This is a genomic window from Sodalis sp. RH19 (genome assembly GCF_047324215.1).
Taxonomy (GTDB): Bacteria; Pseudomonadota; Gammaproteobacteria; order Enterobacterales; family Enterobacteriaceae; genus Acerihabitans.
Genome location: NZ_CP178734.1, coordinates 4,760,198 through 4,783,385, shown reverse-complemented (window position 1 = coordinate 4,783,385; position 23,188 = coordinate 4,760,198). Strand labels below are relative to the sequence as shown.

Below are 23,188 nucleotides of genomic sequence, written 5' to 3'. Positions count from 1 at the left end.
TGTTACCCTTTATCATCGAATTTATTCCTCTTAACATCATCATTGGTCCCCTTGAATACAGTTAACGGATTATAAGAGATTCCCCAGTCGTAATAGTCCGTTTTTTCAATCTTTTTAATTTTGTGTACGATGTAAATGCCAACGGGTAAAAGTATAATTGACATAACCACTTTATAGCACCACGTAGTAGATATGATATTAACTAATTCATAAAATGAATATTTAGATGATAAACTGATTGGATAATCGGTAATCAGCAATACCGCCTGGGCCATCATGGCGGATAAGGTATAGCGGATGATGAAAAAGCGGCCGTTGAAATACACTTTAAGCTTGGATATTAAAAAGCTATTGCAAAAATAAGATGCCGGCATCGAGACCCAGGTCGCAACGGTTACCCGCCAAAAGTCATTGTAGAGGCCATAATAGTGCTGGGAATAGGCATTCGAATCAACTTGAATAACTGCACATATATTTATTAAAAAAACATATATTGTTTGGCATAAAACCACAATCCAAACCGTACGCCCCCCTAATTTATAACCATAAACTTCCGTGGAAATAGTTGATAATAAATAAAATAATGAAAATATAATGCCGCTAGCGGTAATTCTAAAGTCGCCTAAATTAAATACCTTAAACATCAATGTGTCGCACATCACCATGATGGTAACAGTTAATCCGACAAATAAACCGTATAGCTTGTAATCTGTATTCATAAAATCCCTTTTAAAAATTATCGTCTGTTAACGTGTACATACTTGTATTGGAAAAGATCTTCATCTTTAAGGCCTTTAGACTTTTTAGTAGTGCTTTAATAGTTTTAACATTTAGAGCGAACAGGTCATAATCTTAATTTCAAAATTTCAATAAGTCATGCTTTTTTATTACTTCGTTTAATTGAATAATTTACTTTTTATACAAATTGAAAAATATAGCATATTTATTATTAGAAATTATTTCTTCCTGGTTAATTATTAAAGTGTACCTATAATGTCAGAAATATTTTAAAATATCACTATTAACGAATAGCTTAAAGTTATAAAAGATGAAAAGTACTATTTTTTTAAAATTTAACATCAATATTAATCTGGAAATTAGAGTAAAAATTCAGTTTCTCCTCTCAGTATATTGCCGAAGTACCGGAGGAGAATATCTGCTATAATAATTATATTCGATATACTTATTTTTTTATCTTTTCGTCTAATTCTTGTACACATTCAAACATAATTTCTTTAATTATCTCTGAATCATGAATAGCCACGAATTGCTCCATTGTCCCATAAAAATCCAAGAATGAAATCCTGATTGTTCTGGATACCCATACTGCAAAAAAAATCTGAGAGCAATTATCTAACCTTTGCGATAAAAGCATGGCACTTTTAGGCTTATGATTGTGTTCTGCTTCAAAAGCTAAGGCCGCAGTATCTACACTACGCCAAGCAAAATGATTTTGCAGATTTTCTAAATCAACAAGTAGAGGGCCCCCTATCAATAAATCATCTCTTAATTCAGTAATCAAGGTTCCTTTTATATTTAAATACCCATTTACACGTAGGTTTGTGGGCAGTTTATCGATAGGCGTATTTTCAAGATCTAATGAATCATTACAATGAAAATCATCAGGTAGGGCTTCAATATTAGTGTTTTCCATGAAGATAGATTGTCCAACCTCTATGTCTATTGGTAATATCCGAACCTTCGTATCTTTAGCGTCAAGATTATCATAAACCTTGAGTTTATTGGGTAGCTTATTAATAGCACAACCTTTTAAAATCAATGATCCCATGACAATTAAATATTCAGGTAGATGAGTCACACCACTATCGCTAAGGTCAAGGGTATCGTTGATTATGATTAATCCGCCCGGTGTACGGGAAAACTCAACTTTTTTTGAGAGAAGATAATCGAAAAAATTAATTTTATGTCTCCTTCGTTATATGGTGATTGTGTCAATGTAAACTAGCATGTGATTTTCAAGGGAAAAATATACTTTGATAGACAATCATTTTGAATAAAATATATTTAAATATCTATATAACTCAGCTTAATATTAATTATTCTAACCACTAGGAAAATAAACAATAGAGCAATATCTAACGGACATAAATTACTCGTTTTTAGTTCTGAGTGACAATATACTGTATTTTTTTCAATATATCATCACAGAGACAATATAATGCATAAAATTGACTTAAAAAATCAAAATGGTGAGCATGAAGCACTTCTTACTATTGGGAAAAATTTGGTTTATTTGATGTCAACAAGAAATGTTGACAGTACAGAATTAAGCACCTTAACCGGTCTTGGCACAGCAACTATCAATAGTATGCGGCGAGGTATCGGAAATCCTACGCTCGCAACGATTGTCGCGTTGGCTCAATTTTTTGAAGTTAGCCTAAGCGAGTTCACAGACATTAATATAGAAAGGCAGGCAATAAGTCATAAAAAAATTAAAACACTGCCATTAATAAAACTTAATGAATTAAATATATTTTTGGATAACGTGTTGGATACATATGATACTTATACTACAGAATTATGTGTATTTGGAAATAATGATTGTTTTGCTATTAATATAAATAATGATTCTCTATACCCACAATTCTCTAGCGGAACAATTTGCATAGTAAAAAAAGATAACACACCCCATGACGGAGATATTGTTTTAGTAAAAATAAACAATTGCACTCCTTGTTTTAGACGTGTATTTATTGAAGATACAGGTTATTTGTTCACTGCGGTATCGATAGATCAGGATTTAGTCCCTTCGGCATATAAATCTTATTCTATAGTTGGTATTATAATCAAAACCATTAAATATTTTTCTTGATATTAAATATTCTGAGGTGATTAATGCATTGGCGTTTAGTTATAAAATGGGTTAAGGCAGTTTTTACCCCTCAGTATCAATTAACTTTAAGTGAAGTAATAAAATCCAGGATCCCCTATAAATCCAAATACATGTTTAAAGAATTTGGTAGTCATGAATATATTAGTTTAACATTCGAGGATATAAAAAAAAGTGAAAACTTACTACATATCATTAACCCTAACAACCTAATTGAAATAAGCCTAATTGAATCTAAAATACAAAAAGATTACGAAGCTTATTACATAACTGAAATGACAATTGGCAATAACTATAAGCTGAAAGCACTGGATCAGGAAGTTTGTTTTTCAGGCGAGTACATACATAAAAATATTGATGTTTTTCAGAACTTTCACTCGAAAGATCTTTGTGAAATTATGTATGCGACCGGTTTTAATAAAGGCCGAAGGGTTTCTCTTGCTCTAAAAGATGTCAGCGATAGTAGAAAGCTTAAACCAGCTAAAACGAACACAGATAATATTTACAACTTTAAGCCTATGGAGTAAGTAGGCAGCATCAACATCTAAACTGTGGGACAGAAGTCATGGTCCCACCTCCACCGGATGATATTTACCAATGTTCATACCCTGTATGTCTGCTTTGCTGCCAAATATCTATGTCTTTAACCGGTGTTTCGTCTAGATCTCGTTTCGTAGTAAGTTCTGCAGGAATACATCGGCTCGACGCCGATTTTAAAAACAGCTTATCCCCAGCGAATTATCGCATCAAGATCCTCACGACTAGCAAGATACGATTGATTGGGCATCGACGCAGGAAGAAATACTGTGGCAAAATTGTTCTCCTTTTTTGAGAGATAATTCATTATATTCGCCTTAAAAACGGATGTGGCAGACACATAGATAATACCTTCAAATCAAGCCATAATGATCATCATCAGTAGAATTTCCTACATCCTGAAAACATTTTAAAAACTTGGGCCCGCGCTTTATTGTTTTCTTGATTCTGCTGCCTTTTTTTTGCCTTCGCGGTGGCGGCAAACTCGCCCTCAAACATGTTTGAAAAATTGTTATCTATCTCTTGCCTCTTCTGTCACAGCTTTGATCAGATTAATAGTGATACAATTTTTAGCATTTGCTAGTTTAATGGCTGGGCTTTCGTATTTAAGAAGGTCGGTTTCATCGTTTCACTGTGCGCACGTTTATGTGCATAACGAAAACGCATATATCTGAGAATAAACAATAACAAAAATCTATTATGGACTGTTGGCGTAACCGGTCATCAGGTTAGGATGACACTGAGGTAATAAGGGTACGAAGGCATAATTGTACATACGTTTGAAGCGGTCATGATAGGCAGGAAAAATCCCATCATGCCCGCAGGCACGGTCTTGTTATCAAACTCAGCGAATGCCCTGCGCCTCGTCCTGATCGACGGCAAAGCAGGCCACCAGCTGGTCGCCGTAGCGCTTAAGCTGCGGCTGCAGTTCGGTACAGGTACCGAAACGGCGGCGGCAGCGGGCGCTAAAGGCGCATCCCGGGGGCGGGTTCAGCGGGCTTGGCAGCTCGCCGGTCAGCTTGATGCGTTCGCGGCGCAGATCCGGGTTCAGCCTGGGTGTGGCCGACAGCAGCGCCTGGGTATAGGGATGGCGCGGATTACTGAAAATCGCCTCTTTGCTGCCCTTCTCCACGCAGCGGCCCAGGTACATCACCATCACTTCGTCGGCAATGTGCTCCACCACCGACAGGTCATGGGAAATAAACACATACGACAGCCCCATATCCTGCTGCAGGTCCATCATCAGGTTCAGTACCTGGGCGCGCACCGATACGTCCAGGGCCGATACAGGCTCATCGGCGATGACCACGTCGGGGTCGAGCATCAGCCCGCGGGCAATGGCGATACGCTGGCGCTGGCCGCCGGAAAACATATGCGGATAACGATCATAGTATTCGGTGCGCAGCCCCACCTTCGCCATCATCGCCAGCGCTTTCTCACGCCGTTCGGCGCGGTTGAGCGAGGTATTGATTTGCAGCGGCTCCTCGAGGATTTGCCCCACCTTCTTGCGCGGGTTCAGCGAGCCGTACGGGTTCTGGAACACGATTTGGATCTTCTGGCGCCGCAGGTGCGCGGCGGTCACATCAGGTTTCAGCAGATCCTGGCCCAGGTAATGCAACTGCCCGCCGGTGGGCGTTTCAATCATGGTCAGCAGACGGCCGAGGGTGGACTTGCCGCAGCCGGATTCGCCCACCACCGCCAGCGTCTTGCCGCGCTCCAGGGTAAAGGATACCCCGTCCAGGGCCTTGACCATGACCTCCTTGCCGAACAACCCTTTTTTCACCGGGTAGTATTTCTTTAAATCCACCGCGTGCAGCAAGGCGGTTGCCTGCGGATCGTAAATAGTCTCGCTCATCGGGTGGGTCTCCCCGCATCATCCAGCGGATAGTGACATTTAGACTGACGATCCGGCAAATCCCGCAGCTCCGGTTCTACCTGGCGGCAGTAATCGGTGGCATAGGGACAGCGCGGGTTCAGCAGGCAGCCGGTGGGGCGATCGTATTTGCCTGGCACCATGCCCGGCAGCGAGGCCAGCCTGGCCTTGTCGGTGGCAAATTCCGGCAGGGAGCGCAGCAGCGCCTGGGTATAGGGGTGGCGCGGCGCGCGGAAGATTTCCGTCGCTTTGCCGGTTTCCACCACCTGGCCGGCGTACATGACGATAATATGATGCGCGGCTTCCGCCACCAGCGCCAGGTCATGGGTAATCAGCACCAGCGCCATATTTTCCCGCTGCTGCAAATCCAGCAGCAGCTCGATGATCTGCGCCTGGATGGTCACATCCAGCGCGGTGGTGGGCTCATCGGCAATCAGCAGCTTGGGACGGCAGGCAATCGCCATGGCGATCATCACGCGCTGGCTCATGCCGCCGGACAGCTGGTGCGGATAGACATCCAGCCTGGATGCCGGCGCGGGAATGCCCACCAGGGTCAGCAGATCGATGGCGCGCTGGCGCCGGGTCCTGCGGTTGCCGCCCTGGTGCACCTTGATGGCTTCCATAATCTGGTAGCCTACGGTGTAACAAGGGTTAAGGCTGGTCATCGGGTCCTGGAAAATCATGGCGATGTCGGCGCCAATCAGCTGACGGCGCTCGCTGTTGGAGATTTTCTGCAAATCCCGGCCGTTGAATACCAGGTTTTCCGCCATGACGCGGCCGGGAAAATCAATCAGGCCCATAATGGCCAGCGAGCTGACGGACTTGCCGGAGCCGGACTCACCGACAATGCCCACGACCTGGCCCTGTTCCACCTGGTAGCTGATGCGGTCGACGGCACGAAACGGTGTTCCTTCATCACCGAATTGCACCGATAATTTATCTATGGTTAATAACGCCATTGCTTCCTCGTTACTGCTTGAGTTTGGGGTCGAGCGCGTCACGCAGTCCGTCCCCCATCAAATTAAAGGCTAACACGGTGAGCAGGATAATGACCCCCGGGAAGGTCACCACCCACCAGGCACTCTGCGCAAACTGCAGCACATCGGAGAGCATGGTGCCCCACTCCGGTGTCGGCGGCTGCGCGCCCATGCCCAGGAAGCCCAACGCGGCCATGTCAAGGATGGCATTGGAGAAGCCCAGCGACGCCTGCACGATCAAGGGTGCCAGGCAGTTGGGAAGGATGTTGATAAACATCTGGCGCAGGGGTCCGGCGCCGGCCACGCCCGAGGCGGTCACATAGTCGCGGTTCACCTCGCCCAGCACCGCCGCGCGCGTCAGGCGCACGTAATGCGGCAGGGCGACGAACGTCAGCGCCAGCGAGGCGTTGACGATGGAGGGGCCGAAGATGGCCACCAGCACCAGCGCCAGCAGCAGGCTGGGCAGCGCCAGCATGATATCCACCACGCGCATGATGACCACGTCCACCAATCCGCCGATATAACCGGACAACAGCCCGAATATCACGCCGAATATCAGCGACAGGACCACCACCAGGCAACCGACCAGTAGCGAAAGGCGCGCGCCGTACATCAGGCGGGTCATGATATCGCGCCCGACGTCATCGGTGCCCAGGATAAACTGCCAGCTGCCGCCCTCCATCCACACCGGCGGGCGCAGCAGGGCCTCGCGGAATTGCTCCGCCGGGCCATGGGGCGCGATGACCCCGGCGCCGATGGCGACGACGAACATCAGGACGATATAGCCCAGGCCGATGACCGCGCCCTTGTTGCGTTTAAAATAGTGCCAGAACTCCTGGAGCGGGGTCATGGGCTTCGGTGCGCCGGTTATTACCGGCTCAGAGATTTCAGTCATTTTCCATTCCCCTATTTCTTGTGGCGAATACGCGGGTTAACCACGCCATACAGCACGTCCACCAGCAGGTTCACCACAATAATCAGGATCGCCACCAATAACACCCCGCCCTGTACCACCGGATAATCACGGCGCTGCAAGGCCTCGACCAGCCAGCGGCCCAGGCCCGGCCAGGAGAAAATCGTTTCCGTCAGGATAGCGCCCGCCAACAGGGTGCCGACCTGCAGCCCGATAACCGTCACCACCGGCAACAGGGCGTTGCGCAGGGCATGGACAATAATGACGCGCATGCGGCTCAGGCCTTTGGCGCGGGCGGTGCGGATATAATCCTCGCTCAGCACTTCCAGCATCGCCGAACGGGTCATGCGCACAATCACCGCCAGCGGGATAGTGCCAAGCACGATGGCCGGCAGCACCATATGCATCACGGCGTCTTTAAAATCCCCCGGCTGGCCCCAAATCAGGGTATCGATCAGCATAAAGCCGGTAAGCGGCATGCTGTCGTCCAGGAAGACCGTGTCGCCCACCCTCCCGGACACCGGGGTGAGGTTAAAGTGCACCGACACCAGCATGATGAGCATCATGCCCCACCAGAAAATAGGCATCGAATAGCCGGCCAGCGAAATACTGACGGCGGTATGATCAAACAGCGAACCACGTTTGACCGCCGCCAGCACCCCGGCCGGGATACCGACCAGCACGGCAAAAATCATTGCGCAAACACCCAGTTCCAGGGTTGCCTGGAAACGCGGCACGAATTCCTGCCAAACGGGGATGCGGCTTTTAAGCGAAATGCCCAGGTCACCGTGCATAATGCCGACGACATAATGAACATATTGCTGAAATAAGGGTTTATCCAGGCCCAGCGCCGCCATCATCTCTGCGTGGCGCTCGGGGGACATTCCGCGTTCACCCGCCATGATCAGCACCGGATCGCCGGGAATCAAATGGACAAACGCAAACGTCAGCAAGGTAATACCAATAAACGTCGGGATTACGAGTCCCAAACGTCGGAGTATGAACTGCAACATATTCCGAACTCTCTGTTTCTGTAGATAGTTTACCCGGGCGCATTACGCGCCCGGGTTATCAAAGCTCACATCTTCAGGATTCCCCCCTGGCCTCGCTGGCGCGATTCCTTCCCCGGTGCGGCACCGGGGAACACTCCCGCTTCCCCGCATGGGTGGGGGAAGCTCCCTTTAGGGATATGGGGGGTTAATTGACCTTTAGTCTAAAGATACGTTCTCGAAATGATGTTTACCCAGTGGATCGACCACATACCCTTTCACTTCCTTACGCACAGGCTCGTATACCGTGGAATGGGCAACGATAAGCGCGGGCGCCTGATCGTGCATGACCACCTGGGCCTGTTTGTACAGATCCACGCGTTTCGCATGATCGGACGTGCTGCGCGCCGGCTGGATCAGGTCTTCAAACGGCTTGTAGCACCACCTTGAGTAGTTGGAGCCGTCTTTTGCCGCATCGCAGCTGAACAGGGTGGCGAAGAAGTTATCCGGATCCCCATTGTCCCCGGTCCAGCCCATCATAACAGACTGATGCTCGCCGGCCTTGGCGCGTTTGAGGTATTCGCCCCATTCGTAGCTGACGATCTTGGCCTTAACGCCGATTTTAGCCCAGTCGGACTGAATCATTTCCGCCATGCGCCTGGCGTTCGGGTTGTAGGGACGCTGTACCGGCATAGCCCACAAATCGATGGAGAAACCCTCCGGCAAGCCCGCTTCCTTCAGCAGTTCTTTCGCTTTGGCCGGATCGTAAGCGTAATCCTGCACCGCGTCGTTATAGCTCCACATGGTCGGCGGAATCAGGTTTTTCGCCGGCTGGCCCGCGCCCTGGTATACCGCGTCGATGATGGCGGATTTGTTTACCGCGGTGATCAGCGCCTGGCGAACCTTCAGGTTATCCAGCGGTTTTTTCTCGACGTTAAACGCCAGGTAGCCCACGTTCAGGCCCGGCTGTTCCATCAGGTTGATGGTTTTGTCTTCTTTCATGCGCGCGATGTCGGCCGGATTAGGATACGGCATGATCTGGCATTCGTTTTTCTGCAGCTTGGCATAACGTACGGACGCGTCCGGCGTAATGGAGAACACCAGGCGGTCGATTTTCGGCTTGGTGCCCCAATAGTTTTCAAACGCTTTGTACAGGATGCGGGAATCTTTCTGGTACTGCAGCAGTTGGAAGGGGCCGGTACCGATCGGGTTAAGATCGATTTTTTCCGGCGTGCCCGCTTTTTGCATCAGATCGGCATACTGGGCGGACATGATGGAGGCGAAGTCCATGGCCAGGTCGGCCAGGAATGGCGATTCCTCGCGGGTCAGGTTGAAGCGCACGGTGTAGTCGTCGACTTTTTCCACGCTGGCGATCAAATCGCCCATGCCCATGCCGTCAAAGTACTCGTAATTGCCGCCGGAGACTTTATGGTAAGGATGATTGGCGTCTTTCTGCCGCATAAAGGAGAAGATCACGTCGTCTGCGTTGAAATCGCGGGTCGGTTTGAAATCCTTGCTTTCCTGCCACTTCACGCCTTTACGCAGATGGAAAGTATAGGTTTTGCCGTCGGCGCTGACTTCCCACTTTTCGGCCAGGCTCGGAATCACTTCCGTGGTGCCCAGCTTGAAATCGACCAGACGATTGTAGATCGGCACGGAACTGGCATCAAAACTGGTGCCGGACGTGAATAACTGCGGGTTGAACCCTTCAGGCGAGCCCTCTGAACAATATACCAGAGTCTTTGCCTGAACGCTGGCCGCCACGGCTAATGCCGCCAGGCTAATGCCGACCTTCAGTATCCCTGATTTGGTCAAGGAAATTGTCATCATTCTGCTCCATTGTGTGATGTGATGTTGTGTGTTGTACGGCCAGACGCTGTTTTTTTTAATGCTGCGGTCTGTGCAGTGCGCCTTGCGGCATCAGAACCAAAGAAGGGAATATATGCCGGGATGCCCATGAGGCAGCACCCCCCGACGCGTTGAATGCGTGGGACCATTCAAACAATCCATTGCCCCTCCTGAATTCCGAGGCTCCCAATTTGGCAACTGTTTGCCAATACGTCAATATAACCCGTAGGGATTTACACATTTTGTGAGACGCAGCAAACGAAAACAATCCACAGGTGTTTGGCCAAAAATGAAGCACGATCGCCAGTCAATATAGCTAAACTGTGAAGTAATTCACTTTATGACAATGAGTAAGCAGTCATACATACTATTTAAAAACTAAAAAAAAATTTGATCGTGTGGCGAATATATGAACTGTTATTTCAGAATTTCCGGATGAAAGCAGGTAAAAATGCTGACATTGGTTCGCCTTGATGACCATATCGACAACCTTTCCGTCCAGTCTGCCATACTATCTGCGCGCTATCCATCAGCCATAAACAAAGGTTATGACCGACCATAAGAAAACCTTGTTTATTGACGCCGGAAATAAGGATAACTTTGTAATGTACTGATAATTATGCTTATTTTTAACGCTAATCGCTCTCTGCAGTATTGACTCCGCAGGACGTTTTATCGGGGGGCGTAATAAAATGAGGCGCAATGCAACAAACCGCTTTATCGGCTATAAATCGCGATAAGATCAAATAACGGTGTCATATTTTCCCTGATAAAAACAAAATAAATAAATTAACTATTTGCTGCCATAAAATAAATAAGTTATTAACCTTAGAGAGAATATGCGCTTGCCGGGAAATCGGTACCATGACGGCGCAGTTAAAATTTCTTGACCTCAATGTGCAGTTTTTTCAAGGCATAATAAAGCTGCCGGGGGGTGATATGGAGCAAACGGGCGGCTTTGGCTTTGACCCCGCCGCTTTTTTCCAGGGCGGCGACCAGGCGATAGCGCAGCTCCTCATCGGCGTCGTCAGGGGCGCCGGCCGTCGCGGTCATGGCGCTCATCATTATTTCCGCCGGCCATAGCGGCGTAGCCGGGCCATAGCGGCGTAGCCGGGCCATACCCCGCCTCGTGGCCCGCCTCCTGCGGCACCGTCTCCTGCTGCCGGCTGATTTCCTGGTTCAAACGCTGGCGCAGGCAGCGCCCGGACAGGCAGGGCAATTGCTGGATAACGCCATCCCGGGCCTGGATGGCGGCATGCTCAAGGCAATTCTCGATATCGCGCACATTCCCCGGCCAATGGCACAGATAGAGTGGCGCCTGGGCCGCCTCGGTCAGCGTGAGCGTCCTGTGATTATCGCGGTTATAACGTTCGAAAAAATAGTTAACCAGGCCGGGAATGTCTTCTTTACGCTCGCGCAGGGCCGGCAGGGCAATGGTGGCGATATGGATGCGATAATAGAGTTCGGCTAAAAAGGTCCCCTGCGCCATCCTCTGCTCCAGGTTTTTCTCGGTGGCGCAAATTATGCGCACATCGCAGGCCAGGGTGCGGGAGCCGCCGAGCGGCTTATAACGCTGTTCTTGTAAAATGCGCAGCAGCCGCTTTTGCAATAACAGGGAAAAATGGCCGATTTCGCTGATAAACAGCGTTCCGCCCGCCGCCAGGGCAATATCGCCGGGATAGCCGGCGATATTGCCGGAAAAGCCCGCTTCACAACCGAACAATTCGCGCATGATATCGTCGCTGGCAAGGTAATCGCAGCACACTTTAATAAACGGACCGGCGCGATGTTGCGACTGGAGGTGAATCGCCCGGGCGATAACATCCTTACCGGTTCCCGGCTCGCCGCGCAATAATACCGCTGAGCGGGTGGGCGCAATGTTTGCCACCGCCGCCAGGGTGCGTTTCATGGCATGGGAATGGGCGATGATCTGATCGACCGCATGGCCGCCGCGTCCTTTACGTGAGCGCGCTTTTCCCGCCGGCCCGCAAAGGTCGACGGCGCAGCGCGGAATGGCTAACCGCCCCGCGGCGAGATCACCGGTGCCGGCCATATCAGTCTCCACTCCGGTAATCTTTATAGTTCAGCTGATATTTCGCCATGCGCAGGCCGAGCATGCGCCGGGTCAGGCCCAACTGCGCCGCCGCCCTGGACATATTGCCCTGGAAACGGGCCAGCGCCTCGACGATCAGTTCATACTCCATCATGGATAAACGGGCCTCCAGGCCCGACTGTTCGCCAAGCGTGCCCAGCACGGCCGGTTGCAGGGCGGCGGGCAGATGATAGCTGTGGACCACCCCCTCTTCCGCCAGCAATACCGCACGCTCCATCATATTTTCCAGCTCCCGCACGTTGCCCGGCCAGTCGTAGTTGAGCATTAAGTTCAGCGCGGGCGTGGAAATGGCAGGGACATCAACCCCCTGTTCCCGGGCAAACCAGGCGTTGAAATGTTCGGCCAGGATCAGGATATCGTTACCCCGCTCACGCAGCGCTGGAATAGTAATAGGGAAGACATTCAGACGATAGTACAGATCCTCGCGAAAGGTGCCGTTGGTGACCATGGCGGTTAAATCGCAGTGCGTCGCCGCCAGGATGCGCACGTTGACCTTAATGGACTCGTTGCTGCCCAGGCGTTCAAAGCACCGTTCCTGGATCACCCGCAATAGCTTGGCCTGGGCCGAAAGAGATAATTCGCCCACTTCATCCAGGAAAATCGTGCCGCCATCCGCCTCCTCGAACCTACCGGCCCGACGCGCGACGGCACCGGTAAAGGCGCCTTTTTCATGGCCGAACAGCTCACTTTCGATGACGCTTTCCGGCAGCGAGGCGCAGTTGAATTTGACAAACGGCCCGCTGCCGCAGCTGCTGTTATAGTGGATGGCGCTGGCGACCCGTTCCTTGCCGACCCCGCTTTCACCGAGGATCAGCACCGTGGTGCGGGCGTGGCTGACTTTGTCAATCATCAGGTAAACCGACTGCATCGCCCTGGAGTTGCCGATGATATTCGCCGGCTTGAATTTTTCCTTCAGCTCTTTATCCAGCCGGGCGCTTTGAGCCTGCAATACCTGCTTATGGGCGCGCTCCAGCAGATGCAGCTCCACCGCCTGGGCAATAGTGGTGGCGATAATGGCCAGCACCTCCAAATCCAGATTTAACAGTTGCCGGTTATTGTATAAACGTTCCACCCCAATGGTGCCCATCACTTTCATGCCGCGCATGATGGGCACGCAAATAAAGGAAAGATGGCCATCGACCGTTTTATCCCAACTGCCGGTGCGATTGAGAAACAACGGCTCTTCGGCAATGATCGGGACAATAATGGGCTGGCGGGTTTCCACCACCCTGCCGGTGATGCCCTCGCCGGGATAATAGACGCCCTTTTCGATTTCATCCTTGGATAAACCGTAGCTTTCATGGATAAAAATCTGGTCGCAGCTGGCATCGTAGAGCGAGATCATCGCCCGGGTAACCTGCAAATGTTTTTGCATCAGCTCCAGCACCAGCTTGAGCGTCTTGGATAAAGAGCCTTCCCTGCTGACCACCTTGCTGACCTCGGACAGCAGGGGCAGCAGTTCGGAGCGGCACTCGCCCAGTTGGCAGGTAAAGGATAACGAATCCGCCAGCGTCGGATGGGCGGATGCGGTGTCATTAAGCATGGCCGGTGGCATAAAGCGCGCCTCCCTTTGGCGCCCAATGGGCGGTGAAGGTCAAAAAACCGATGTGCCGGCATAGGTTTTCCGGCCCGAGTGAGAGTGGTGCAAGTTGCCGGCCATCTATCGTTATATAATTAAATATATAACGATATGATTTGACGTCGTTTTCCCATTGGCGCATTGACGCCAGTGGCTTTTTTGTCTTGTATGTGACAACGGATAATCAACAATGTACGTTTCACGCCGGAGTCAGGCGCCCGGCTGAAGCGGCGCGCCCTGCAGCAGCCTGAGTCCGCATCATCATGTTGATAAAAACCGGGATGGGGACACTCATACCGCGCTGTGGACAAACCGCAGCGATAATGGGATAGCAGGCTGATTATCCCGATAGGTGGTGCCGGCACGAGTTTTAACACATTATTATTAGACCATCCGCCTTCAGCATCTTAGAGAATACGCAGTATTTTTTACTGCTCACACAGGAATAATGCTAATCAGGAAGGTTAAAATTTTTAATAAAAAAATAAATATGCCAAAATGCTGGCTAACTCGTTTATCTTATTTAAGCAAAGATAATGATTTAGGAAATTAAAAAAATAATATCATCCGTGCCGCTGAATTTGTTATTCAAAAAAGATACTCGAAACAATAACCTGTCGCCAGCAACCCAAAAAATATTGCGGCAATATAGTTTTTAATTGACTTTCAATTAATAATATTTTCACCCATGGACAACAATGCCGGTTTTAAAAAGGTTTCTCTTTGATATTGCCGTTTAACTCTTTGTTAACTTTTTCATGCTTTACTTGCCCTATTAGCACACCCCTATCCGCGTCTTATGTGATGAACCCAATTAATCGGGAATAATTTATTATCATTCAAATAAGGGAATAAATGAATATCGGCGGCTGTGGCAGTTCATCGGGCAACAGATGCGGCAGCTCATCCAGGGGCTGTGGCGGCGGCAATTCCCGTGGAGCATGCGCGACGAACAGAGGCGGGGGTGGCGGTGATTATGCCGGCCGGGTCACCTCGTCGAGAAATGAAGATGTCATGACCGTAACCGCCACCCCTGGCAGACACCACTCCGGTAATCATCATTTCCGTCTGCATGGCGGCGGCAACGGCGGTAATACCAGCGGGAGCGGAGGTTTTAATAATACACAGCAATTAGAGACGGCGAGAAGAAGGGATTTTCAAGCACTTACGGAACAATTTCAATATCACATTAATTTATCAAAAGAAGTGTTGGATAAAGCCCTGGCGGAATGCCAGGAAGATCATGATGGCTATCACTCCCAGCCAAGGCCTGCCACATTGGCGGCGGCAGAGGCGCTGGACAATGATATGCGGGCGCAGGTGTTTTCCGCCCAGCATAAAAAGCAATCCGCCTACCAAGCGCTGAGTGAGATTAACGACCGCCTTTGCCATCTCAGTACCGGCGTTATCGCATTACATAAAGAACTAAGCACTAACCCGAGTACGTCTGTTCGGGAACGCTATTTACGGCAAGAACATCAGCTCAATCTAGAAAAGACCAAACGGAATAATCTTGACCATGCCGCCCGGGCAAGGGCTGGACAGGTGGATAACGCGCTCAAACGGAAAAATGAAACCGGGCAAATTTTAGCGGCAATAAGAAACTCTATTGCAGAACAAAAGGCTGCGGGAGCTCCCCCTGAAGCGCGGAAAGCTGTTATCAACGCTGAAAACGCCGCAAACTCCCGTAGCGAACCCTTGGCGGATAAAAGTGCTATACCCGCATCGGCAACGCCCTCCATGGTGGGCAATACTGCTATTCCCGCATCGGTATCGCCGTCCATGGTGGACCGTAATGCCATTCCCACATCGGCAATGCCCTCCATGGCGCAGGTTAACGCGCGGCGCGCCATAGCGTTATCCGGTATGGCAGTGGCCCCATCGCCCAGGATGGCGCTGGCGCCGGTCGCCGCCGGCGTAAATGGCGGTATGGCAAACGCCGCCGCCGGCGGGGTTAATGGTCTCGCGCTACGCACCGCGATAAGCGAATTAGGCGCGGCCACGCTCGGGCTGGCAAAACATCCCCTTGGCCTGGGGGTGGGGTTGTTAGCCTACAGCGGCAACGTGGGCGAAGGTAGCGACAAGGTGCCGGGGCGCGACCTGGCGCAACGCTTCGCCACTGCTCCGTTGGATCCGTCTGAACTGGCGTCTGCGCCAGGGGTCAGCTGTGCCGCAGGTAACGCTGTAAAAAATAACCTGCTGGGCGCTGTCGCCGGGGCTGCAGTGGAAAGCGCACCGGTGGCCGGAGCTGCTTGCGATGCTGCCAAAGAAGGCAAAAAAGACGCAGCGCTGGCGCTTGGTAAGGCTGCAACCGAGGTTCAGGCCGCTGTTTGTCGCGACAGCCTGCTGTGTGTGGCGAAACTTATCCTGACTGGACAAAGCGGTAGTACAACGGAAACTGTGCCTGTTGCGGATGATTTGACGGGCGGTAAACTTGAAAACCCATCGTCAAATCAGGATAATAAGAACGTATTTATCTCACCGGATCAGCGAGGAGATCAGAGATTCCGTCACACCGGCAATATCGAACGCAAACCGTATACGGATGAGAGTACGACGGTAACGCCGATACCGGAACATAGTAAAGATAAATTCATTTATCTGTCTAATGGCAAAGATAATAGATTACCCATTTCAGAACCTACGGTGGCAAATAATGGATTGAAAGTTGAATCTAATGCTAAACATACACCTGGAGCACAAGGATCTAGGCCTAATGCCGGGGTGGAGCCGAGAAATTCTTTAGAACTATTTGACCATTCTATTGCTACGAAAGATCCGAAGATAAGGCTAGCCATTGATAATAATGGGAATATTCATCGGTTCTTCAACACTAGCAAGGATGGAAAGGGCAATTTTCACTGGAGTGGCAGCTCGGGAGATGAAAAAAATGCTTTAGGTAACAGGGAATTGGGGAACTTTAACAGAGAAATCAAAGAGCTGAAGGATAAAAAATGATTTTCGGACAACCTTTTGTATTTGCTGTTTTTTACGAATTACTGGAAAAAACAGAGGACAATTACTGGAAATATGGACTTTTTGGTTTTTTTATTGAGGACGAAATATATCCAGCAAAGGGATCTAATTATACATTGTCAATGGCTATTGATTATCTAAAGGATTGTGAGCCTGAAATAACTAATTGCAAAAATAATGAGCTCCTTTTTCCCGACAGCGATTTAGAACTGTTAAGAAAACTGGCACATTCGCATGGAATGCTTCTTGATAGTGATCCTCAAGATTTGGAATTGCCTGACGCAAAGCCGTTAGGCGTTTTTTTAAGCCCACTTGAAGTATCAGACGTTGGCTTTTATTTGTTTTATTATCCTAAAGATGAAGATGAAGAATACTTGATATACACAGCGGATTACGGTAATACAGCTAAAAAAGCCATATTTAAGAAAGGTACTATCAGTAATGTGTTCGCACAACTCCCAATCAAAGATGCTATATAGTTGACTAAAATTCCGGCACCTACGCCGGTATTTTTAACTTATATGCCAGTCCGTATCTGATGATTTAGGAGCGTTACTTGGCTCAATGGATTGGACGATATGGCGTGATTCATCCAAACCTGCCGATCCAGCGGTATGGGAAGACTGGATAGCAGCAGTTAAAAAAGTGGATTGAACAAGAACCCGTTCAACTCTTACCTATGTTGAGTACCCGCGCCCGGCAACGCCCGTCCGGTTGTTGCGCCACCGTAAGCGCCAGCTTTAATGCCGGCAGTTCATGTTTAAACCATTTCGGCACATGATCGCAGGTAATGTCGATTTGTTTAAAGGCTCCCGCGCGGAAAAATGGCAGCAGCACCTGTTTTGAGGTTAAGGCGCCATCGCTTTTCAGCGCGTCGATAAGGTTAAGGCAATATTCCCCCGCGCCCTGGCCGGGCTTGATAACGCTTTGGGCCGCCGCTGCCTGCTCCCGCGGCGCGTTCTCTTCCACAAACTGCCGGATACGCGTCAGGAAACCGGCGGGTTCCCCGGTCAGCCGCCACAATTAGGCGCGGCCGCGCTCGGGCTGGCAAAACATCCCCTCGGCCTGGGGGTGGGGCTGTTAGCCTACAGCGGCAACGTGGGCGAAGGCAGCGATAAAGTGCCGGGGCGCGACCTGGCGCAACGCTTTTCATCTGCTCCAGCGGCTCCGTCTGGACCGGCGTCTGCGCCAGGGATCAGCTTTTCCGCAGGTAACGCTGTGGAGAATAACCTGCTGGGCGCGATCGTAGGTGGTGCGGCGGAAAGTGCAGCGATAGCGGGAGCAGTAGGTCATGGCAGCCAGTCGGAGTCGAACGATGACGACGGCTTCGATATGGGTGGAGACATCTGTGAAGGCACGCGCGAACAGTGTTCGGTACGTGATGGAACGCGCGGGCCGGGACGGATGGAAAGTCGCAACGAAGAGGGCGGCGAGGCTAAACCGAATCTGGGCAAAGACATAGCCAAAGCCGCCGATGCGCAAAAAGCCGAGCTGGGCGGAGTGGGATCGGGAACACCGGGAGGTTGGGGGCCGGAAGACGAAGAGAAAGCCAGAAATAATGACCGAAAAGTTATTACTGTTGAAGAGCTGAGGTCCACCTCCTCAAGGGGGCAAGAAACTTTAGGCAGATCAAAGCTTTTTGAACGAGCAGGTGGAAAAAACGCAGCTAATAAAGAATTTGATGCCTTAGCGCCTGATAATGTTAAACAAATTCCCGGTGGCAGGGTCGGTTCATTGTCTGATGGACGGACAGTCATTATCCGCGAACGTAGTACTGACGGCAGACCTACATTAGAGATACAATCTGGCAGGAATAGAATAAAATTCAGATATGAGGAGTGATTATATATGAAGGAAAAATTAGTTAAACTTGCATATGATGAATGCTCCACGCTGGTTGGTAGCCAATTGATTAATTGTAACTATGCTTCTGGGGCGCTTTTTTTATCTTTACTTGCAAACAATAAAAAAATAAAAATTGCCTTTGATTGGATTTATTGTTTCCGCGTTATTGACGAGGGTGATTTATTGAAAATGCAAGAAGAACAAAAAGGTGAAATGGTCGCTGGCATTTATACTATTTTACATTCACCATATTTGAAGTGGTTTAATGAACAGAGTGCTGATATCCATGCGAAAGAAGGTGTTGTTCACTATTCAATAGTTACAATTGAAGATGTGATAGATGTATTATCGTTAGTTCCACCGGTGATCTCCAGTGAGTAATTTTTTGATTAAAACCCCGGCCTAGCACCGGGGTTCTCCCTCGAGCCAGGACGGTAAAACGGCACTGATATCGCCTGATCAACGCCGTGAGCAAGGTTCTAGGCATACCGGCAACATAGGCGGTAAACCGGTAAGGGGCGGAAATATTTTTGCAAATCCTGGTGCGGATCCTCTTACTATGAGAGATCTGGTTTACCTTTCTCAATAATCTAACAGTAAAATTGAAAACGTCATCACTGAAACATTATCGGGTAAAAAAAACTTCACCAGCTCGACGACGTTAACTACTGACAAAGCATTAGCTGCGGGTTTGAAGTTTTTAGGCTCAAATTACAAGGAAATTGGCAAGACTGGTTCAGGGGTCTACCATAGTGCAGACGGAACAAAAGAATTTAGAATAGATTCAGGTTCTATAAGCGGCATGCATGCTCCCGGTATTCCGCATGTTCATTTTAGTGTAAAAGACCCGGTAACGGGTAAGTATAGTTCGAATAACCATGTTCCTTACGAAGATTAAGGAAAGATGATGATTATGAAAAATGGAACCATAGTTAGTGGAGAGTATAATGGATGGGAAATACAGGTTGTAGATGATACCCTGGGTGATACTGGTGGCTATTATTTAATATTTCAGAACAGTGATAAGGTGGTCTTTGATTATTGGTTTGAAAAAAGGGAATATCTTGATAATCAATTAACCGATTACAGTATCAAATGGAATGATTAGAGGCAGCTTACCCCGACTACTGCCGGGGTTATCACCAGCACCCAAATAGGCATTTAGCATGGGCGATACCTGCGGAAAATCATCCCCTGGACAATGACGGCGCAAGGAGCGGAGGTCGAGGACACCTGATTGATTGCCGAGCCACAGGCAGGTCAAGTGCCCAGAATTTGCGCCAGAAGCGGGCATGACTTTTTAAACGCCCAAGCAGGCAACTCAAGCGTTGCCTGCGATATTGAGCACCAACGCCCGGCAACGCCCGTCCGGTTGTTGCGCCACCGTAAGCGCCAGCTTTAATGCCGGCAGTTCATGTTTAAACCATTTCGGCACATGATCGCAGGTAATGTCGATTTGTTTAAAGGCTCCCGCGCGGAAAAATGGCAGCAGCACCTGTTTCGAGGTTAAGGCGCCATTGCTTTTCAGCGCGTCGATAAGGTTAAGGCAATATTCCCCCGCGCCCTGGCCGGGCTTGATAACGCTTTGGGTCGCCGCTGCCTGCTCCCGCGGCGCGTTTTCTTCCACAAACTGCCGGATACGCGTCAGGAAACCGGCGGGTTCCCCGGTCAGCCGCCACATAGTGATGCCCATGCCGTCAAAATAGGACAGCAGCGCGCCGTGAATAGCGGCGGCGACAAAATGGCGGCAGCCGTCGAGGGACGTCAGCATCTCCAGGGTGCGGGTTCTGATTTCGCTTAATCCCATTTGCGGGCGCAGGGTAAACGGAATATCCGCAACCGGCCGCCAACCGTCGGCGGTTGATTCATACACCCGCACCGCGCCTGGCTGGTACAGCGAGGCGGCCCGGCCGCCGGCATTGATAAATACCGCTATCTTCATTTTCCACTCCCTAAAATCCGTGCTGTTTACCCTTCATTGAAATGATATCAATACGCAGCACCAGGGTGGCGCGCACATTGGCGGCGGGAAAGGTCCAGGCTTTGTCGCTGAAGCGGGCGACAATCAGGTTAAGCGCGGCGATCTTTTCCGCCTCGTCCCGGATAAACACCGCGTTGCCCAGACCGATGACCGTACGGTGCCTGGCCTCGAAATTACAGATCACCTCGTCTTCCACCACGCCCTGTTCGGTGGAAACCGCAAAACACAGGGTGCTGTTTTTTTTCAGCATCGCTATTTTGGTGCCGGCCCTGGCGGAATGGAAATAAAGCGACGTGCCGTCCCAGGCGTAAAATACCGGTACCATAAAAGGGATATTGTCCTGCGCCAGGGCGATATACATCACCCTGGCGGAGTCCAGGATCGCCGCTATTTCGGCCGGTTGCGTTATTTCCCGTTCATCGCGACGCATGGCGCCGTGCGGATGTCCCGGGGCCGCGCGCGGTTCTGTCGACTGCATAGGTCGTGCCCTCCTTTATCGCGCCTGGGAACCCTGGGTGCCCAAAGCGGTTAAAATCCCCGACAATTCCCGGCAAATGGCGATAATGCCGACCGAATCCGCCAGGGTCGGGGTGCCGTGGTGGTAGTTTTCCAGCGAACAGAGACCAAAGATGTCATCCAGCGCGCGGATTTTGCCGCTTAATGCCGGCGAAAAGAGAATAACCTCCTCCGCCGTATCCATGAGGCTGCCATAGTTGTGGTTATACGGCATGCTGCCGTACCAGGCGCAGAGTGCGATGAGATAACACTCCACGGCAATGGACGCCACGTTGAAAACCAGACCGGGCGACTGCGCCTGTTCGGCGAACAGTTCCGCCCGCCGGTGATAGCCTTCGGCATCATGGGAAAGCCGGATAAACTTTTGCCGATCGGATTCAAATAACAGTTTTGACATTGGTTTTATCCTTATGAATGACAGGCCGATACCCATTACCAGACGTTAAGGATCCACTCTTTGTTTTTCTTGTATTCCATATCGGTGAACAGCGCGTTGGCAAACTGCTCCGCCAGCCAGATGGCCCCCGCATAGCCCACCACCGGATGGCGCCATAAGCCGGCGCGGTCATAGGTGGGAAACCCAACCCGGACCATGGGGATCTGATTGTCGATGGCGGTAAAGCGCCCTTTGGAATGGCCGAGGATCAAATCCAGTTCCAGCCCTTGGTGGGTAATGCGGTTTTCCAGTTCCCACAGGTCGGCATTGGTAATGATCTCCAAGCCGTGATCCACCTGCTCCTGTAGGGCGATAATGCGGGGATCGGTATCATAAAACGCATTATCGTCGCCCAGCAGCAGCAGTACCGGCTTCATTTCCAGATCCAGGCAAAACTCGGCCAGGCCGATGACCAGATCGGGATTGCCGTAAATCGCCACCCGCTTATCGGCCAGGAACATATGCACCAAATCGGTCAAGGCGTCGATGGCGATGCCGCGCTCGCGCACCAGCGATTCCGGAATTGCCTTGCCGGTCAGCTGCCGCAGGTTTTGCAGGAACGTGTCGGTATTACGGATACCAATGGGCGTAGGCCCGATAATGGTGGGGATGGCGAATTGTTCCGCCAGGTAATCCGCCGCCTTGCGTCCTTCATAACGGTTCAGCGCGAGGGTGCCCAGGGCGTTGGCCGTTCCCACCAGGTCCTCGACGGTGGTATTGCCGTGGGAAACGGTGTTGCCGCTGGGCATCACCGGGGAGTCGAAATTTTCAATTTCAAACAGCACGGTGGCATCGATGCGCATTTCCGCCAGCAGATGTTTCAGCGCCGTCACGTCGCCGGGGTTAACCCAGCCGGTGAACAGGTTAATCTTGCCGTTGGGTTCGCTTTTCTTGGCAAAATATTTGATGAAATCCCGCACCGTCACATCGTAGCCGCTTATCATGCTGCCGACAAAACTCGGGGTATGGATCGGGATCAGATAGACCTCGCGGCCGGGAAATTTCTCTTTCAACAGCCCATCGTTAAGCTTGCGCACCACGCCGTCCACGTCGTCGCCGATCACCTCGGTGGAGCAGGTGGTGATAATCGGCACCACCCTGACATGGGGGTAGCGCATCAGCAGCACGTCCACCGCCTGCTCCACGCGATCGAGCGCGCCGAATACCGCGCCGTCCTCATGCACCGAGGAAGAGGCGATTTCAAAGCTCTCCTTTAAATGCTGGGAAATCAGCAAACGCACGAACATCACGCAGCCCTGGCCGCCGTGCACGATGCCGATACAATCCTTGACGCCGATGCTGACATATTGCGCCCCCGCCGGCTGGCAGGTGAATATCGGATTGATAACGCCGGTACGATCTTTCTTTCTTAATTCACACGACATGCTAGTGCCCTCTAATAGCGCCGATCGGTTAATTCCGCGTTTAGCGATCCGGTAATCGTCAGGTAGTTCAGCCGTTCATGGAGCGCGGTGATAAGCGCGGCGATCTCCGCCTTACCCATCATGCCCAGCCAGGAAAAGCGCGTTTTATACGCCTCCACCAGTACCACGGCGTCGGCCCAGTAGCAGCGATTGGCCGGGGTACTGAGATCCACCGGTTCGTCACACAGCAATTGCGCGACGATATGCAAAATGCCTTCATTCTGCTTTTCCCGGTCCCAGACGCGGGAATGAAACTGCCAGAGGCAATTTTTCATGATGTAATCCACCAGCGGCTCGATACGGTCTTCAATCTGGTTTGCCATCGATGGT

23 protein-coding genes are annotated in these 23,188 nt (G+C 50.4%); 7 read left to right on the top strand and 16 right to left on the bottom strand.

All coding sequences use genetic code 11. The features are described from left to right. Positions 1-2 precede the first annotated feature (2 nt). Both ACL2XF_RS21560 and ACL2XF_RS21555 read right to left on the bottom strand, forming a co-directional pair. Positions 3-719: a VUT family protein gene (locus ACL2XF_RS21560; protein ID WP_410013018.1), complete on the bottom strand. Its 717-nt coding sequence runs from the start codon at positions 717-719 to the stop codon at positions 3-5. A 464-nt stretch (positions 720-1,183) separates the two neighbouring features. Beyond that, on the bottom strand, positions 1,184-1,819 hold the full coding sequence (locus ACL2XF_RS21555; protein ID WP_410013017.1) for a hypothetical protein: 636 nt from the start codon (positions 1,817-1,819) through the stop codon (positions 1,184-1,186). Between the two features lie 360 nt (positions 1,820-2,179). Here ACL2XF_RS21555 and ACL2XF_RS21550 point away from each other — a divergent pair, with 360 nt between their 5' ends. Both ACL2XF_RS21550 and ACL2XF_RS21545 read left to right on the top strand, forming a co-directional pair. Further along, positions 2,180-2,833, top strand: coding sequence for a S24 family peptidase (locus tag ACL2XF_RS21550; protein ID WP_410013016.1), 654 nt, complete (start codon positions 2,180-2,182; stop codon positions 2,831-2,833). Positions 2,834-2,856: 23 nt separating this feature from the next. Further along, positions 2,857-3,378 carry a hypothetical protein gene (locus ACL2XF_RS21545; RefSeq protein ID WP_410013015.1) on the top strand — a complete coding sequence of 174 codons (522 nt, stop codon included), beginning with the start codon at positions 2,857-2,859 and terminating at the stop codon, positions 3,376-3,378. A gap of 854 nt (positions 3,379-4,232) precedes the next feature. On the opposite strand, the gene dppF is transcribed toward ACL2XF_RS21545, so the two are convergent. The 8 genes from dppF to ACL2XF_RS21505 all read right to left on the bottom strand — a co-directional run bounded on the left by dppF (position 4,233) and on the right by ACL2XF_RS21505 (position 13,656). Further along, entirely contained in the window at positions 4,233-5,243 is a 1,011-nt protein-coding gene (dppF, locus tag ACL2XF_RS21540) for a dipeptide ABC transporter ATP-binding subunit DppF (protein WP_410013014.1), read from the bottom strand. Beyond that, positions 5,240-6,220: a dipeptide ABC transporter ATP-binding protein gene (gene dppD / locus ACL2XF_RS21535; protein ID WP_413727508.1), complete on the bottom strand. Its 981-nt coding sequence runs from the start codon at positions 6,218-6,220 to the stop codon at positions 5,240-5,242. Before dppD ends, dppF begins: the two co-directional genes overlap by 4 nt. 10 nt (positions 6,221-6,230) lie before the next feature. Then, positions 6,231-7,133: a dipeptide ABC transporter permease DppC gene (gene dppC, locus ACL2XF_RS21530; RefSeq protein WP_410013012.1), complete on the bottom strand. Its 903-nt coding sequence runs from the start codon at positions 7,131-7,133 to the stop codon at positions 6,231-6,233. An 11-nt stretch (positions 7,134-7,144) separates the two neighbouring features. Continuing rightward, positions 7,145-8,164, bottom strand: a complete 1,020-nt coding sequence (gene dppB, locus ACL2XF_RS21525; RefSeq protein ID WP_410013011.1) for a dipeptide ABC transporter permease DppB — start codon at positions 8,162-8,164, stop codon at positions 7,145-7,147. A gap of 195 nt (positions 8,165-8,359) precedes the next feature. Further along, positions 8,360-9,967, bottom strand: a complete 1,608-nt coding sequence (dppA, locus tag ACL2XF_RS21520) for a dipeptide ABC transporter periplasmic-binding protein DppA (RefSeq protein WP_410016688.1) — start codon at positions 9,965-9,967, stop codon at positions 8,360-8,362. Positions 9,968-10,864: 897 nt separating this feature from the next. After that, complete coding sequence (locus ACL2XF_RS21515) at positions 10,865-11,041, bottom strand: helix-turn-helix domain-containing protein (RefSeq protein ID WP_413727507.1); 177 nt, start codon at positions 11,039-11,041, stop codon at positions 10,865-10,867. Beyond that, positions 11,016-12,041, bottom strand: coding sequence for a sigma 54-interacting transcriptional regulator (locus ACL2XF_RS21510; RefSeq protein ID WP_413727506.1), 1,026 nt, complete (start codon positions 12,039-12,041; stop codon positions 11,016-11,018). Before ACL2XF_RS21510 ends, ACL2XF_RS21515 begins: the two co-directional genes overlap by 26 nt. Before the next feature lies 1 nt (position 12,042). Next, the gene (locus tag ACL2XF_RS21505; protein ID WP_410013009.1) at positions 12,043-13,656 is read right to left on the bottom strand and encodes a sigma 54-interacting transcriptional regulator; all 1,614 of its coding nucleotides are present in this window, start codon (positions 13,654-13,656) and stop codon (positions 12,043-12,045) included. A 1,038-nt stretch (positions 13,657-14,694) separates the two neighbouring features. Between ACL2XF_RS21505 and ACL2XF_RS21500 the strand changes: the two genes are divergently transcribed. Next, positions 14,695-16,638 carry a hypothetical protein gene (locus tag ACL2XF_RS21500; RefSeq protein WP_413727505.1) on the top strand — a complete coding sequence of 648 codons (1,944 nt, stop codon included), beginning with the start codon at positions 14,695-14,697 and terminating at the stop codon, positions 16,636-16,638. Next, positions 16,635-17,135: an immunity 42 family protein gene (locus tag ACL2XF_RS21495; RefSeq protein ID WP_413727504.1), complete on the top strand. Its 501-nt coding sequence runs from the start codon at positions 16,635-16,637 to the stop codon at positions 17,133-17,135. The genes ACL2XF_RS21500 and ACL2XF_RS21495 overlap by 4 nt, the downstream gene beginning before the upstream one ends. A gap of 187 nt (positions 17,136-17,322) precedes the next feature. Here ACL2XF_RS21495 and ACL2XF_RS21490 read toward each other — a convergent pair whose 3' ends face one another. Continuing rightward, entirely contained in the window at positions 17,323-17,679 is a 357-nt protein-coding gene (locus ACL2XF_RS21490; protein ID WP_413721679.1) for a Fe-only nitrogenase accessory AnfO family protein, read from the bottom strand. Positions 17,680-17,874: 195 nt separating this feature from the next. Between ACL2XF_RS21490 and ACL2XF_RS21485 the strand changes: the two genes are divergently transcribed. The 3 genes from ACL2XF_RS21485 (at position 17,875) to ACL2XF_RS21475 (ending at position 19,609) form a co-directional block, all read left to right on the top strand. Further along, complete coding sequence (locus ACL2XF_RS21485; protein WP_413721680.1) at positions 17,875-18,498, top strand: hypothetical protein; 624 nt, start codon at positions 17,875-17,877, stop codon at positions 18,496-18,498. 6 nt (positions 18,499-18,504) lie between these two features. Continuing rightward, positions 18,505-18,882: a hypothetical protein gene (locus ACL2XF_RS21480; RefSeq protein WP_413721681.1), complete on the top strand. Its 378-nt coding sequence runs from the start codon at positions 18,505-18,507 to the stop codon at positions 18,880-18,882. A 526-nt stretch (positions 18,883-19,408) separates the two neighbouring features. Then, positions 19,409-19,609 (top strand): hypothetical protein, encoded by a 201-nt coding sequence (locus tag ACL2XF_RS21475; protein ID WP_413723513.1) that lies wholly within the window; start codon positions 19,409-19,411, stop codon positions 19,607-19,609. A 213-nt stretch (positions 19,610-19,822) separates the two neighbouring features. On the opposite strand, the gene anfO is transcribed toward ACL2XF_RS21475, so the two are convergent. The 5 genes from anfO to anfG are packed head-to-tail and all read right to left on the bottom strand — an operon-like array spanning position 19,823 to position 23,181. Beyond that, positions 19,823-20,443, bottom strand: coding sequence for a Fe-only nitrogenase accessory protein AnfO (anfO, locus tag ACL2XF_RS21470; RefSeq protein WP_413727503.1), 621 nt, complete (start codon positions 20,441-20,443; stop codon positions 19,823-19,825). Between the two features lie 10 nt (positions 20,444-20,453). Then, positions 20,454-20,960 carry a pyridoxamine 5'-phosphate oxidase family protein gene (locus ACL2XF_RS21465; protein ID WP_410013005.1) on the bottom strand — a complete coding sequence of 169 codons (507 nt, stop codon included), beginning with the start codon at positions 20,958-20,960 and terminating at the stop codon, positions 20,454-20,456. Between the two features lie 15 nt (positions 20,961-20,975). Next, positions 20,976-21,395: a hypothetical protein gene (locus ACL2XF_RS21460; protein WP_410013004.1), complete on the bottom strand. Its 420-nt coding sequence runs from the start codon at positions 21,393-21,395 to the stop codon at positions 20,976-20,978. A gap of 35 nt (positions 21,396-21,430) precedes the next feature. Next, positions 21,431-22,819, bottom strand: coding sequence for a Fe-only nitrogenase subunit beta (anfK, locus tag ACL2XF_RS21455; RefSeq protein ID WP_413727502.1), 1,389 nt, complete (start codon positions 22,817-22,819; stop codon positions 21,431-21,433). 11 nt (positions 22,820-22,830) lie between these two features. Beyond that, the gene (gene anfG, locus ACL2XF_RS21450) at positions 22,831-23,181 is read right to left on the bottom strand and encodes a Fe-only nitrogenase subunit delta (RefSeq protein ID WP_410013002.1); all 351 of its coding nucleotides are present in this window, start codon (positions 23,179-23,181) and stop codon (positions 22,831-22,833) included. Positions 23,182-23,188: the final 7 nt, after the last annotated feature.